Below are 13,323 nucleotides of genomic sequence, written 5' to 3'. Positions count from 1 at the left end.
GACGGGCCCCCGCCCGGGCATCGGCCCGGGCGGGGGCCGCACGCCCTCATCCCCCTGCTGCACGGTGCGGCGGCCACGCGGGGCCGCCGGGTGACGGAACAGCCGTCACTCGACGCAGACCAGCCCCAGCAGGCACAGGTGCGCCGGCGAGGTGGGCTCGGTCGTCGAAGGCGATGTCGTCGACGGCGAGGAGGGTGCCGGCTGCGTCGTGTCCTGGCCCCCGGACGGGGTGCTCGTGTCGGAGGGCTCCGAGGCGGCGGGCGCGCTCGTCGTCGGCGTCGCTTCGGGGCGTGCGCTCGCGGTGTGTGTCTTCTTGGACATCGTGGACGCGGTGTGCGGCGCCGTGCTCGGGTCCGCCTGGGGATGTCCGGTGGCCGCGGTGGACGGCCGGCTCGTTGTCGCCGGGGACGTCGTGGCGACATCGGTGTGCTGCGCACGGTCGTCGGACGTGGGCTTGCGGGTATCGCTGTGCCGCGAGGCCCGGGAGTCCGGCCGCTCCGGCATCGAGTCGGCGACCGTACGCTCCGGGTCCGGCGACGCCGCGGCTGCTTGGGTGTGGCCGGCGGACGGCTTGCCCGGCAGCAGGGAGGCGGTCAGGGCGCCGCCGGCGATCGCGAAGGTCGCCGCGGCCGCGGCCCGACGCCGGTGCTTCTTCCAGCGCGCCAGCTGCCGGCGCCGGGCCGCGCGGCCCTGGCCGGTGGGGGAAGGAGTCGTGAAGCCGTCGGCCGAGCTGCCGTCCGCGAAGGCGGGCGCGTCCGCCGTGTCGGCCGTGGCGTCCGCGGGTACGGCGCTGACGCCGACCGGCGCGAAATCGAAGCCGAAGGGGTCGTGATGGGGCGCGGTAGCCGTTGCCTCCTGGGCGTGCTGCGCCTCCCACGGCGCCGTGGTGGCATCCGACGGGGCATCGGAGCGGAAGCCGGGCGGGGCTATGTCCGGTGCGTAAGCACCACATCCCGGACACATCAGCGCCCCGTTGAGGTTCCGGCGGCACGACGAGCAGTAGTCCATCGGTGATCTTTCTGCTGACTGCGCCGCCAGGGGCGCCGGAGACCTGTTCACATTCGCACGCAATACCGAGCGGCCAGTAACGCTAACGACACACACCGCAGGCGGCGAGAAAAACTTGTGACGCTTCCGTGAAGAGTTTTCCGGCCAAGGTCCCACTCCGGACATGTCAGCACGAATCCCGGACGGCTGCCGGACTTGGCGGCATCCCTGGGTCGCGGCCGGCTCCGATGTGAACGACAGCGGTGGTCGCGCCCTGCGGATTCCGCCCTGCGGCGCGGTGGTTCAGGATGGTGGATATGACCGGTCCCGGTAGAAGAGCCGAAATGTTCGTCGGCGCCGAGCGCGATCCCCGGTTCACCGGCTCCGCGACCGGCGGCGAGCGGCGCATGCTCGTCGACTTCCTGGGCGCCCAGCGCACGACGCTCGCCAGGAAGTGCACCGGCCTGGAAGGGGAGCTGTCCCGACGGTCCGTCGAGCCCTCCACCCTCTCCCTCCTCGGCCTGATCCGGCACCTCGCCGATGTGGAGCGGCGCTGGTTCCGGAAGGTGCTGGCCGGGCGGGACGCACCGCCGCTGTTCTCGTCGAAGGCGCAGCCCGACGCTGACTTCGATGGTGCGGTCCCCGACCCCTCGGTCGTCGCCGCGGCATGGCGGGCCTGGCATGCCGAGGTGGCCTTCGCCGAGCGTTTCGTCGCCGGGGCACCCGACCTCGACATCGTGGGCCAGGACTCGTGGCGCGGGACGGTGTCGCTGCGCTGGGTGCTCCTCCACATGGTCGAGGAGTACGCCCGGCACAACGGACACGCGGACCTGCTCCGTGAGCGGATCGACGGGGCGATCGGCCTCTGAAGGCGCAGGGCCCGGGGCTCCGGGGTCCCGGGCTGCCGTGCAACGACGAGCCGGCGGGCTCCGATAGCCGCCGGCTATCGCCCGCATTCGCAATCAGTGGATGGTGTCCGCCGACCGCCTGGGCGAGCCTGGCCGGGACCGAGTCGACCGGCGAAGGGGCAGGACATGGCCTACGTTCCGCAGCGGCCACCAGTGGCGCCGCACCATCTGCTGAACTTCATCGACGGCCGGTGGACGCCGGCCGAGTCGGGGCAGACCCGGACCAACATCAACCCGGCCGATGTCCACGACCACCTCGGGGAGTTCGCCGAGTCCGGAGGGGAGGACGCCGACCGGGCGGTGACCGCCGCCTCGGCTGCCCTGCCCGGCTGGCGGGCGCTGGGGCCGATCCGCCGGGCCGCGTACCTCACCGAGATCGGCCGTCAACTCGCCGAGAGAAGCGAGGAGTTCGCCGCGGCGATCACACGCGAGCAGGGGAAGCTGCTGAGCGAGGCGCGTGGCGAGGTGGCTCGCGCCCGAGCGGTGCTCGACTTCACCGCGGGCCAGGCCCGGCTCCTCGGCGGGGTCACCGCGCCCGCCGAGGAGGACCGTACCTTCGCCTACACCTTCCGCCGCCCGATCGGCGTCGTCGGACTGGTCTCGCCGTGGAACTTCCCGCTCGCCATTCCGGTGTGGAAGGTCGCACCGGCCCTGCTCTCCGGCTGCACCGCGGTCCTCAAGCCGTCCCCGCTCACGCCGCTGACCTCGGCGCTGCTCGTCGACGCCGCACGGCGGGCGGACCTCCCCGAGGGCGTGCTCAACCTCGTCCAGGGCGACGCGGCGGCCGGTGAGGCGCTGGTCGCGCACCCGGACGTGGCGGGCATCAGCTTCACCGGCTCGCTCGCCGTCGGTACCGCCATCCACACCGGCGGCGCCCCTCGGCTGTTGCGCACCCAGCTCGAACTCGGCGGCAAGAACGCGGTCATCGTGCTCGACGACGCCGATCTGGACCGGGCGGCGGACGCGGTGGTGCTCGGTGCCTTCGGGCAGGCCGGGCAGCGCTGCAGTGCCACCAGCCGCGCCGTCGTCGACCACCGGGTGCGGGACGCCTTCCTGGACCGGCTGGTCGACCGGGTGGCGGCGATGCGCGTGGGGCCGGGTGACGATCCCGCGTCGCAGATCTGCCCGGTGGTCGACACCGCACGGATGGAGGCGGCGCTGCACGCCGTCGCCGGTGCGCGGCGGGACGGCGGGAAGGTGCTGTGCGGTGGGGAGCGCGCGGACGACCCCGGGCTGCCGGAGGGCTGTTACGTCCGGCCGACCGTCATCCGCGATGTGCCCTGGGACAGCGAGCTGGCACAGGAAGAGGTCTTCGGCCCGGTCCTCGCGGTCGTGGACGCGGACGGCTTCGACGACGCCATGCGGATCGCGAACTCCGTCCGGTACGGGATGTCCGGGACCGTCTTCACCGCCTCCCAGGCCCGCGCGTTCGAGGCCGTGGACCGCTTCGAGGCGGGCATGCTGCACGTCAACCGCCCAGGGGTGGGGGCGTACGCGCATCTGCCGCACGTCGGCGCCAAGGCATCCCAGTACGGCCCGCCCGAATGCTCCCCGCAGGTCTGGGACTTCTACACCCAGTGGCACTCGGCCTGCATCAGCTACTGATCCCGCAAGCGAACGGGCCCCGGCTGCCGAACGGCGGCCGGGGCCCGTTGCGCGGAGCCGGTCAGCGTGCGAGCACCTCCTCCGCAAGCCCGAACGACAAGGTCATGCCCGCGCCTCCCACGCCGTTGACGACCGTCACACCGGGCTCCGGATCGACGACGAGTTCGGTGCGGCCGTCCGGCAGCGACGGGTAGCAGCCGGTCCACCGTTCGGTGATCCGCGGGGCGGGCAGCCGCGCGAAGGTCCGCAGATAGCCGAGGATCGCCTCGTTGATGTCCTCCCCGGCGAACGGATCGTGGGTGGCGGCGTAGGCGTGGCTGTCGCCGATCGTCAGACGGCCGTCCGCGGTCTGCGACAGCAGGACATGGATCCCGTGCTCGCGGTGGAACGGCAGCTCCGCACGCATCCGGGCCTCCAGCGCGGCCCGTGACGTACAGTCCGCGAACGCGGCGTAGTGCAGCAGCGTCAGCCCGCCGCACAGCATCGGCCCGAGCTGCCAGCCGTCCGGCTGCACCCCGGTCCGCAGCATCTGCAGCTTGCAGCGCACCAGCCCGCTCTCCGCGAAGACCTGCGGATACAGCGTCGCGAAGTCGTTGCCGCTGCACACCAGGATGCGCTCCGCGCGCCACTGCCCCGCGGTGGTGGACAGGTGCGGCGCCGCGATGTCGCGCACGGTCGTGCCGAACCGGACGTCCACGCCGTACTCCTCGGCGAGGTGGCCGGCGACCGCCGGGATCGCCCGCCGGGGATCGACATTGATCTCGGTGGGACTCCACATCGCCCCGAGCAGGCCCTCCTCGCGCACCGCCGGGCCGCGCTCGGCCGCCTCCGCGGCGGTGATCATGACGGTGCCCCGGTCGCGGGCCGGTGCGGTCGTCGCGACGAACTCCTCCAGGACCGCCAACTCGTCGGGGTGCCGCGCCAGATGCAGGGAACCGGTGGGCGCCGCCCACAGCCCGGTCTTGGCGCTGATCTCCTGCCAGATCTCGCGGCTGCGCAGTGCCCGCCGGTAGATCGCGCCGCGCTGCTGCCCGACCGCCCAGATCATGCCGAAGTTGCGTATCGACGCGCCGACGGCATGCTCGTCGCGTTCGAAAAGTACGACCCGGTCGCCGCGCCGGGCGGCGGCCAGGGCATGCGCCAGGCCGACGATGCCGCCGCCGACGACTGCGGTGTCCACGTGGGTGATCGCCATGGGGAGTACCTCTCTCTGAAACACGGGCAGGTGGTCACGAAGAGATGCCACTCCAGGAGCGAGGGAGGGGTGGCACGGGGATGGCCGCCGGGCGTCAGGCGGCGGACGGTACGCGGTTCCACTGCGGGAGCATCAGCAGACCGGCCAGGAGGGCGGCGCCCGCGAAGCCGTAGAAGAGGGCGGTGCCGGAGAGGAAGCCGGGCAGCAGACCGCCGAGGATCGCGCCGACGGAGCCGCAGCCGTTGACCAGCCCGGCGGCCGTCCCGGCACCGCCGGCGCTGCCGAAGTCGACAGCGGCGACGCACGAGATCATCGCGTCGGCGGCGTAGACGGACAGGCCGATCACGGCGAGCACGGCGATCATCACGCCCGCGCTGCCGGTCGACGTCAGCGGCATGAACAGGATGAGCGCCGCGGTCAGCAGCCCGAGCGCCAGTACACACGGCGGTACCCGCCGCGACCGGAAGACGGTGTCGGAGAGCCATCCGATCAGGACCGGGGCCAGCACTCCGGCCACGCCGAAGGCGACGGGGATGAGCGTGGCGCCCAGGTTGCCGACCTCGGGCAGCTGGCGGCTGACGATCACCGGGCCCCAGAGCAGAATCGCGTAACGGGCCGGTTTGAGCAGGAAGTAGGCGGCGCCGAGGGTCAGCACCATCCGGTCCTGGAGCGTCTCCCGGTAGAGCGCGAGCGGTGACCGCCTCGCGTCCGGCCGCCCGGCAGCGGTGTTCCCGACAGGGCCTGAGGGTGCTGCCGGGCCCTTGGGATCCGGGGGCTCCACTTCGGCAGAGCCTGACTCCGCGGGGCCGGCCGGAGTCTCCCGCGGCCGGCCCGCCGCGTCCGCCGGACGGGGGGCCTCAGGGCCGGCGTCCGGTGGCGTATCGCGCTGGAAGACCAGGAAGGCGGCGAGCACCACGGCCAGTGTCGCCGCCCCGGCCAGGAACGCGGCATGCCAGCTGTCGAAGACCGAGTAGGCCCACCAGCCGAGGAAGGGCGGCGCGGCCAGGCCGCCGAAGGCGTAGTTGCTGCTCCAGACGCCGAGCACCCGGCCGCGTTCACGCACCGGGAAGAAGTTGCCCATGTTCTTGCACAACGGCGCCCACCCCGCCGACTGGGCGAGCCCCTGGACGGCCATGGCACCGCCGAACACCAGCAGCGCGCTGCTGACTCCCATCAGGCAGGAAGCGGCGATCGCGCCGATCATGCCGCCGACCACCACCACCCGCGGACCGAACCGGTCGGCCCACATTCCCCACAGGAACTGCCCGACGGCATAGGCGGCGAGATACACCGCGTCGATCACCCCGAGCACCTGCTCGGTCAGCACGCCGTGGACGGCGGGGTCGTCCAGGATCCCCAGTTTGGCGACGGAGAACGCCTGCCGGACGAAGTAGAAGCCCGCATACGCGAGCCAGGTGATCGCGAAGATTCGGCGGCGCCAGTGGAGGGTTCTTCTGAGGGCGTCGCGGGTGCTGGTGGGCGGTGGTGGGCCGTGCGGAACGGGCTGCTGTGCGAGGTCGGCCATCGTGGCGTCCTGTCCTCGGCGTGAAGGGTCGGGGAGGCAGCGCGGGGGGTTGGGTGGAGCGGTTCAGCGGTCAGTGGTTCACCGGTACAGCGGTTCTTCGGTACGGAAGGGGACATGGGGCGGCCCCGGCGCGCGCCTCGGCGGCACGCCGGGGCCGGGGGAGCGGGGGAAGGGGAAGGAGGGAAAGGAGGGAGAAGCGCGGGGAGGAGCCGTCGCCGGAGACGTCAGCCGGTCAGCGGCCGTCCCGCCGCCAGCGCCGTCCCCACCCAGTAGCTGTCGAAGTTGCGCAGCCGGTGCCCTTCGGGCAGCGGCCCGGTCGGTTCGTTCACCAGGAACGGCACCCGTTGCTCCGTCAGCCCGCCGTGCGAGCGCAGCGGCTCGGTGAAGCCGGAGATGTCGTGCCGGTCGGGGGTGGTGCCCAGTGCGGTGTTCCGCTCGGAGATCACGACGAGTTCGCCGATCCGGTCGCCCGGCAGCTCGAAGCGTGCGCATGCCTCGTCCCGGGTCAGCACCGTCGCCACGCCCGGTACGGCGGCCAGCTCGGCGATCAGCGCGGCGGTGGCCGCGACGTCGGTCGCCGCCGGCAGGTGCACCGTGGCGTACGAGCCCAGTGCCCCGTGGTGGACCGTGTACGGGTCGGTGATCGGCAGCACCACCCGCGCGGCGCCCGCGCCCAGCGCACCGTCCAACAGGGCCTGAAGAAACACCACTTGGGCCTCGCCCGCGCCGTCGCTCTTGGCGTTCATCCCGTGGTCGGCGGTGACCACCAGGACGGCGCCGAGCGCGTCGATCCGCGCGAAGTAGCGGTCGAGCATGGCGTAGAAGTCGTTGGCGACGGGCGATCCGGGCGCGTGCTTGTGCTGGATGTAGTCCGTCAGCGACAGGTACATCAGCTCCGGGCGGTCCCGCTCCAGGACGTCGACGCCGGCGGCCAGCACCAGTTCGCTCAGCTCGGCGCTGTAGACCGAGGGCAGCTCCATCCCGACGCGCTCCAGCACCTTGTCGATGCCGTGGTCGGCCTCCGTGACCTGGTCGGCCTTCTCCGCCGAGAAGCAGATCCCGCCTTCGAGCCCCTGGCCCAGCAGCCGCCGCAGCTTGTCCTTCGCGGTGATGACCGCGACCCGCGCGCCCTGCTGGGAGAACGCCGAGAAGAGGGTCGGGGCGCGCAGCAGCGCGGGGTCGTTCATCATGACCTCGGCGTCCGCCGCCGGGTCGTAGAAGTAGTTGCCGCAGATGCCGTGCACGGAGGGCGGCACGCCCGTCGCGATCGAGAGGTTGTTGGGGTTGGTGAAGGACGGCATGGTGCAGTCCGCGCGCAGATCGCTGCCCTCGTCGAGCATCCGCTCCAGGAAGGGCATCCGGCCGTCCGCGACGGCCCGTTCGTGGTAGGCGTCCTCGCTGCCGTCGATGCACACCACGACGACCGGGCGCCGCGGCCAGGCGTAGTCGCGGCCGTTCACCCGCAGTTGCTCGGCACCGGCTCGGTTCATGTACGGATCCACCCCTGAGGTCGATGTCGCCGGGCGGTCCGATCCGCCCTGCCCCTCATGGGTAGCACCGGCCGTCAGCGCCGCAGAACCACCGAAATCGCTATACCGGCCATAGCTTTTTGCACGTCGCCCTGCTCCCTGCCCGCGCACCGGCAGGGGGCTAGGCTCGCCGTGTCGTCGGCCGTGCCCGGCGCGGCTTGCGGGGGCGCAAGCGCGCGCCGAGGGGCGGCCGGAGCACCGGCGGTGCTCCGGCCCCTCGGACAGGCGGGGGCGGGGATCGACTCAGCCCGTCGGCCCGCTGCCGCGCCCGGCGTCGAGTCGGTGGCGCCGGTGCTGTGTGAGATAGCCGACCGCGCCCACGGCCAGCAGCAGGACGACGGTGCCGAGCGTGAACGATTCGAAGGCCGTCCGGGAGACGCCCCAGGTGTCCCGGAAGTCGTACTCGATGCCGACCAGCGGCTCCAGGGTGCCGGGGAACAGCGCCACCCAGGAGCCGAGCAGGATCCAGGCGTAGACCAGCAGCGTGGCGACCGTGAATCCCCGGGAGCCGAAGGGGACGCGGTAGGGCCGGTGCACCTCGGGGCGCCGCAGCCGCAGTGCGAGGAGCGACGGCACGACGGCGAGGTAGGAGAGCAGCAGCGTGGTGATCGCGACGGTCAGCACCACACCGAAGATGGCGCCGGTGTCCCCGCTCGCCAGCTGCATCGCGGCGAGCATGAAGACGGTCGCGGTGACCCCGGAGACGAGATTCATCAGCACCGGCGTGCCCAGCCGGGCATGGAACTCGCCGAGCCGCCGGCTGAAGAATCCGCCGTCCGCGGCGGCCATCGCCTGCATCCGGTCCGCGACGATCATCCAGGCGCTGCCCTGGGTCAGCAGTCCGAAGACGAAGAGCACCGCGATAGTCGTCAGCAGCGGCGCCCGCCAGTCCCCGAACACCCCGAAGACCAGCCGGGAGGCGTCCAGGAAGCCGCCGATGCCGGTGACCCGGCCGGCCGGCGCCGCGGACAGGATCGCCAGCACCGGCAGCAGGTAGCAGCAGGTGGCGATGAGGCCGGAGGCGCCGATCGAGACGGGGACGTCGTGCTGCGGGTCGTGCATCTCGTCGCCCGCCGCGTTGGGCGCCTCGAATCCGACGAAGGCGAAGAGCAGCACCGGCACCAGCGCCAGGAATCCGGCGCCGGTGGGGGAGAACCCGGCGTCGTCCAGGCCCGGGAAGCCGTGCTGGACGCCGTACGCGACGGCGGTGCCGGTGAAGAAGGCCAGGGAGAGGACCTTGGCCCCGGCGCCGGCCGTGGTGATCCATTTGCCGCGGCGCAGCGAGACGACGGCGGTGAGGATGGCGGCCCAGATGAAGATCAGCTTGAAGGCGTAGTCGGCCACCGTGCCGGAGCCGAGCGGAGAGACGAAGCCGTCCCATGCCTCGGCGGCGATGAACACCAGGGAGCCGCCGAGCCAGACCGGGTTGGTGACCCAGTAGAACAGCGTGGTCAGGGCCGCCGCGAGCCGGCCGAAGGCCAGCTCCACCCAGACGTACGGGCCGCCCTCCTGCGGGAAGGCGGCGCCGGTCTCGGCGAAGATCAGGGCGTACGGCAGCAGAAAGGTCACCGCGACGACGGCGATCCAGGTGACGGCCTCGCCGCCGCCGGTGGCGATCTGCCCGATCACGTCGAAGGAGATCACGGCGGCGACGCCCATCGCCATGATGTCGAAGCGGCGCAGGCTGCGCTTCAGGTGGGGGACGGGGGCTGGGACGGACACGGCAGTGAGCCTCCTGAGGGCGAAAGCGGTCGGGGGCGAGCGGTCCGGTCAGTCGCTGATCTCGCCGGTGGGGCGGGTGCGGGCCAGAACGGACCGCAGCGCGCCGACGGTCTCCTTCGCTTCCGCCTCGGTCATCACCAGCGGTGGTGAGAGCACGATGCTGTGTGCCGAGTCCCGCACGATCACTCCGGTCTCACGCCGGATCACATCGTGCGGCATCCGCTCCGGCAGCATCGGTAGCGGCGCGCGGGTGTCGCGGTCGGCGACCAGCTCGACGGCCAGCATCATGCCGACCGAACGAACCTCGCCCACGATCTCCAACCCGCCCAACTGCGAACGGAGTTCACGGTGCAGGTAGTCGCCGATGTGCAGGGCCCGGGCGAGCAGGCCCTCCCGCTCGATGATGTCGAGATTGGCCAGTGCGACGGCTGCGGCGACCGGGTGGCCGTTGTAGGTGTAGCCCATCGGGAATCCGTGCTCGCGCAGCAGTTGCTCCGCGACCCGGTCGCCGACCAGCAGCGCGCCCAGCGGGGTGTAGCCGGAGGTGATGCCCTTGGCGGTGACGATGATGTCGGGGGTGACGCCGAAGTGCTGGGCGGCGAACCACTCGCCGACCCGCCCGTACGCGGTGACCACCTCGTCGAAGATCAGCAGGATGCCGTGCCGGTCGAGGACCTCGCGCACCCGCGGCCAGTAGTCGGCCGGCGGCACCAGCATGCCGCCCACCCCCATGATCGGCTCGCCGATCATCGCGGCGATGCGGGACGGCCCGATCTCGGCGATCCGCTCCTCCAGCTCGCGGATCAGGAACTCCGTCGGGTCCTCGCCGCCGTACAGCTCGGTGCGGTAGGGCCACGGCGGCGTCAGGTGCGAGACGTGCGGCATCATCGGCGCGAACCCCTCGTGGTAGAGGGGGAATCCGGTGGCCGAACCGCCGCCGTAGCCGATGCCGTGGTAGGCCTTGTCGCGCGCCAGGATCCAGGTGCGCGAGCCCTCGCCGCGCCGGTGGTGGTAGTAGCGGGCCATCTTGATCGCGGCCTCGTTGCCCTCGGAGCCGCCCGAGGTGAAGTAGACGTGGCCGAGGCCGTCGGGCGCGAGGGACGTCAGCCGACTCGCGAGTTCGATGGCGCGGTCGTTGGAGAACTCCCAGAAGCTGGTGAAGTATTCGAGCCGTGCCATCTGCTCCTGGGCGGCGCGGGCGACCTCCGCGCGGCCGTGGCCGATCTGCGCGAGCCAGAGCCCGCCGGTGGCGTCCAGATAGCTGCGGCCCTCGGCGTCGGTGAGTCGGCAGCCGGACCCTTCGGTCATGATGACGCGCTCGGTCACGCTGCCGGGCAGATAGGGGTGGATGATCCGGGCGCGGTCGGCCTCGGCGAGTGCGGTGTGGTCCATGGTGGCGTCCTTTCGGTGCGGGTGCGGGTGCGGGTGCGGGTGCGGGTGCGGGTGCGGGTGCGCGGGCGCCGGAGGTGGCGGAGGTCGGGCACCCTCCGGCGGGCGGCGGGGGCTCAGCGGTCCGGCGCGGTGGTCAGGCGCAGGGCGGCCAGGGTGAGCGTCTGCGCCGTGGCCACCAGGTCGTCGATCTCGATGTATTCGTCGACGGTGTGCAGGGTCCGTGAACCGTCCGGGCGGGTGGCCGTCGGCCCCAGACACACGGGGGCGTGCCTCCGGGCCGGGTGAGTGTCGCGGCATCCGTCCAGGAGGGCTCGCCCCGCAACCGCGGTGCTTTTCCCGGCTGTTGGCCGGCCGCGGTCAGCTCCCGTACGAGCCGGTGGTCCGCCGATGCCTCGGCCGGCGGCAGCTCGGTCTCCCAGGTGAAGACCGGCGGATGCGCGGCGAGCCGGCCGTCGGCGGACGTCGCGCGCCGGACCGCTTCCTCGATCGTCGCGCGTACCACGCCCGCCCAGCCACCCACGGGTGGTGGTGAGGTCCACCAGGTCACCCGCCCGGCAGGCGATCGCGTCGAGGACCTCCGCCGCGCTGGTGCTTGGCATCCGAGGCGCCGTCATGAGTAGGAGATCCATGCCGTCTTGAGGCCGGTGTACTTCGCGAAGGAGTGCAGGGAGAGGTCGCGGCCGTACCCGGACTGCTTGAAGCCGCCGAAGGGGGTGACCGGGTCGAGGGCGTCGACGGTGTTGACCGAGACGGTCCCGGCGTGCAGCGCGTCACTCATGCGGTGGGCGCGGCCGAGGTCGGTGGTCCACACCGAGGCGGCAAGCCCGTACGGCGAGTCGTTGGCGAGCCGGACCGCTTCGGCCTCGTCCCGGAAGGGCAGCACCGTCAGCACCGGTCCGAAGAGTTCCTCCCGGGCCGGCGGAGCGTCCGGTGCGAGCCCGGTGAGTACGGTCGGGTCGAGATACGCGCCCTCCCGCGCGGGTCGGGTGCCACCGCAGGCGATGCTCCCGCCGTGGTCGGCGCAGGCGGATGCGACGGCGGCGGCGAGCCGTACCGCCTGGGCCTCGTCCACCAGCGGTCCGAGGCGGGTTGCCGGGTCGAGTGGATCGCCGGGGCGGCACGCCGTGGCGTGCGCGACGACCCGGGCGGTGAACTCCTCGGCGATATCGGCCTGGACGAGCAGCCGGGTGTTCGCCGAGCACACCTGACCGGCGTTGTACAGAAAACCCCGGGCCGCACGCTCGGCCGCGGCGTCCAGGTCGGCGTCGGCGAAGACCAGGCAGGGGCTCTTGCCGCCGCATTCGAGCCAGACCTGCTTGCCGTTGGACTCGGCGGCGTAGGAGAGGAAACGTCGGCCGACGTCCGTGGAGCCGGTGAAGGCCAGGACGTCGACGTCCGGGTGGCGGCCGAGTGCCCGGCCCGCCTCCTCCCCGAGGCCGGGGACGACGTTCAGCACGCCGTCCGGCAGGCCCGCCTCGGCGGCCAGGGCCGCCAGCCGCAGGGCCGACAAGGGGGACTGCTCGGCCGGTTTGAGGACCACGCTGTTCCCCGCGGCGAGTGCGGGCGCAAGCTTCCAGGAGGCGATGTCGAGCGGGAAGTTCCAGGGCACGACGGCGCCGACGACACCGAGCGGGACCCGGCGGACCAGGGCCAGCTGACCCGGTGCGGTGGGCGCCACCTCGTCGTAGACCTTGTCGACCGCCTCGGCGTGCCAGGCGAAGCACCCGGCCGCACCGGGTACGTCGACGGTGCGCGCGTCGGTGATCGGCTTGCCCATGTCCAGGCTGTCCAGCAGCGCGAGCCGGTCGCCGTCCGACTCGATGAGGTCCGCGAGCCGCAGCAGCCGGCGTTTGCGCTCGGCGGGCGCGAGCCGTGACCAGCGCCCGTCGTCGAAGGCGGCACGGGCCGCCCGTACCGCCGCGTCGACCTCAGGTGGCCCGCAGGCGGCGACCTCCGCGAGCGTCTTGTGGTTGGCGGGGGCGACCGTGGCGAAGGTCCGGCCGTCCGCGGCATCGCGCCATTCGCCGCCGACGAAGGCGCGGGTCTCCGGGCGGAGCCGGTCGGCGAGTTGCTGCCATGCGGTGTGGGTGAGAGCGGTCATTCCGAGCGGCTCCAGGGAAGGCGGCCAGCGGAGGGCCGGGTGGGCAGGGGAACGGGACCGGCGGTTCGGTCGGTCCCGGCGAGCGCCGTGGCAGGCGTCGTGGCGGCGGTCGCGGCCCGGCGGCGTGCGCGATCGCCGCGCCGGGCAGCGAGGAGGTCTGCGGCGGAGAACCGGACCGTGAACAGATCGCGGGTACGCCCGTGCCGTTCGCGGTCGGGGATGACATCGATGCTGTGCCGCATCGGGGAGGGTGTCGCCTCGGGATCCACGCCGCCTCCTTCGAGGGTGGGTGGTGGGGCGGGGGAGCGGTGCCGGCGCCCTGCGGGAGCCGGGAGCTCACACCCCGCGTTCTTTGAACT

The 13,323-nt window shown here is 72.6% G+C and carries 11 protein-coding genes; 2 read left to right on the top strand and 9 right to left on the bottom strand.

The features are described 5' to 3' along the window. Nucleotides 1-105: 105 nt before the first annotated feature. Nucleotides 106-1,008 (bottom strand): hypothetical protein, encoded by a 903-nt coding sequence (locus QOM21_RS04325; RefSeq protein ID WP_407548327.1) that lies wholly within the window; start codon nucleotides 1,006-1,008, stop codon nucleotides 106-108. A 296-nt stretch (nucleotides 1,009-1,304) separates the two neighbouring features. On the opposite strand from QOM21_RS04325, the gene QOM21_RS04320 reads away from it, so the two are divergent. Both QOM21_RS04320 and QOM21_RS04315 read left to right on the top strand, forming a co-directional pair. Beyond that, nucleotides 1,305-1,856: a DinB family protein gene (locus QOM21_RS04320; RefSeq protein WP_407548325.1), complete on the top strand. Its 552-nt coding sequence runs from the start codon at nucleotides 1,305-1,307 to the stop codon at nucleotides 1,854-1,856. Nucleotides 1,857-2,021: 165 nt separating this feature from the next. Then, complete coding sequence (locus QOM21_RS04315) at nucleotides 2,022-3,500, top strand: aldehyde dehydrogenase family protein (RefSeq protein ID WP_407548323.1); 1,479 nt, start codon at nucleotides 2,022-2,024, stop codon at nucleotides 3,498-3,500. Nucleotides 3,501-3,561: 61 nt separating this feature from the next. Here QOM21_RS04315 and QOM21_RS04310 read toward each other — a convergent pair whose 3' ends face one another. The 8 genes from QOM21_RS04310 to QOM21_RS04275 all read right to left on the bottom strand — a co-directional run bounded on the left by QOM21_RS04310 (nucleotide 3,562) and on the right by QOM21_RS04275 (nucleotide 13,233). Continuing rightward, nucleotides 3,562-4,695 (bottom strand): TIGR03364 family FAD-dependent oxidoreductase, encoded by a 1,134-nt coding sequence (locus QOM21_RS04310; protein ID WP_407548321.1) that lies wholly within the window; start codon nucleotides 4,693-4,695, stop codon nucleotides 3,562-3,564. Between the two features lie 94 nt (nucleotides 4,696-4,789). After that, nucleotides 4,790-6,220 carry an MFS transporter gene (locus tag QOM21_RS04305; protein WP_407548319.1) on the bottom strand — a complete coding sequence of 477 codons (1,431 nt, stop codon included), beginning with the start codon at nucleotides 6,218-6,220 and terminating at the stop codon, nucleotides 4,790-4,792. A 224-nt stretch (nucleotides 6,221-6,444) separates the two neighbouring features. Continuing rightward, nucleotides 6,445-7,710, bottom strand: coding sequence for a phosphonoacetate hydrolase (gene phnA / locus QOM21_RS04300; protein WP_407548318.1), 1,266 nt, complete (start codon nucleotides 7,708-7,710; stop codon nucleotides 6,445-6,447). A gap of 282 nt (nucleotides 7,711-7,992) precedes the next feature. After that, nucleotides 7,993-9,471 carry an APC family permease gene (locus QOM21_RS04295; RefSeq protein ID WP_407548316.1) on the bottom strand — a complete coding sequence of 493 codons (1,479 nt, stop codon included), beginning with the start codon at nucleotides 9,469-9,471 and terminating at the stop codon, nucleotides 7,993-7,995. A gap of 48 nt (nucleotides 9,472-9,519) precedes the next feature. Continuing rightward, nucleotides 9,520-10,863, bottom strand: a complete 1,344-nt coding sequence (locus QOM21_RS04290) for an aspartate aminotransferase family protein (RefSeq protein WP_407548314.1) — start codon at nucleotides 10,861-10,863, stop codon at nucleotides 9,520-9,522. Nucleotides 10,864-10,976: 113 nt separating this feature from the next. After that, nucleotides 10,977-11,123 carry a hypothetical protein gene (locus tag QOM21_RS04285; protein ID WP_407548313.1) on the bottom strand — a complete coding sequence of 49 codons (147 nt, stop codon included), beginning with the start codon at nucleotides 11,121-11,123 and terminating at the stop codon, nucleotides 10,977-10,979. A 350-nt stretch (nucleotides 11,124-11,473) separates the two neighbouring features. Beyond that, the gene (locus QOM21_RS04280; protein ID WP_407548311.1) at nucleotides 11,474-12,964 is read right to left on the bottom strand and encodes an aldehyde dehydrogenase family protein; all 1,491 of its coding nucleotides are present in this window, start codon (nucleotides 12,962-12,964) and stop codon (nucleotides 11,474-11,476) included. Next, on the bottom strand, nucleotides 12,961-13,233 hold the full coding sequence (locus tag QOM21_RS04275) for a hypothetical protein (RefSeq protein ID WP_407548309.1): 273 nt from the start codon (nucleotides 13,231-13,233) through the stop codon (nucleotides 12,961-12,963). Before QOM21_RS04275 ends, QOM21_RS04280 begins: the two co-directional genes overlap by 4 nt. Nucleotides 13,234-13,323 lie beyond the last annotated feature (90 nt).

The sequence above is a fragment of the Streptomyces sp. Pv4-95 genome (assembly GCF_045782725.1).
GTDB lineage: Bacteria > Actinomycetota > Actinomycetes > Streptomycetales > Streptomycetaceae > Streptomyces.
Note: the sequence above shows the minus strand (reverse complement) of the source record. Positions and strands in the feature narration are given on the sequence as shown.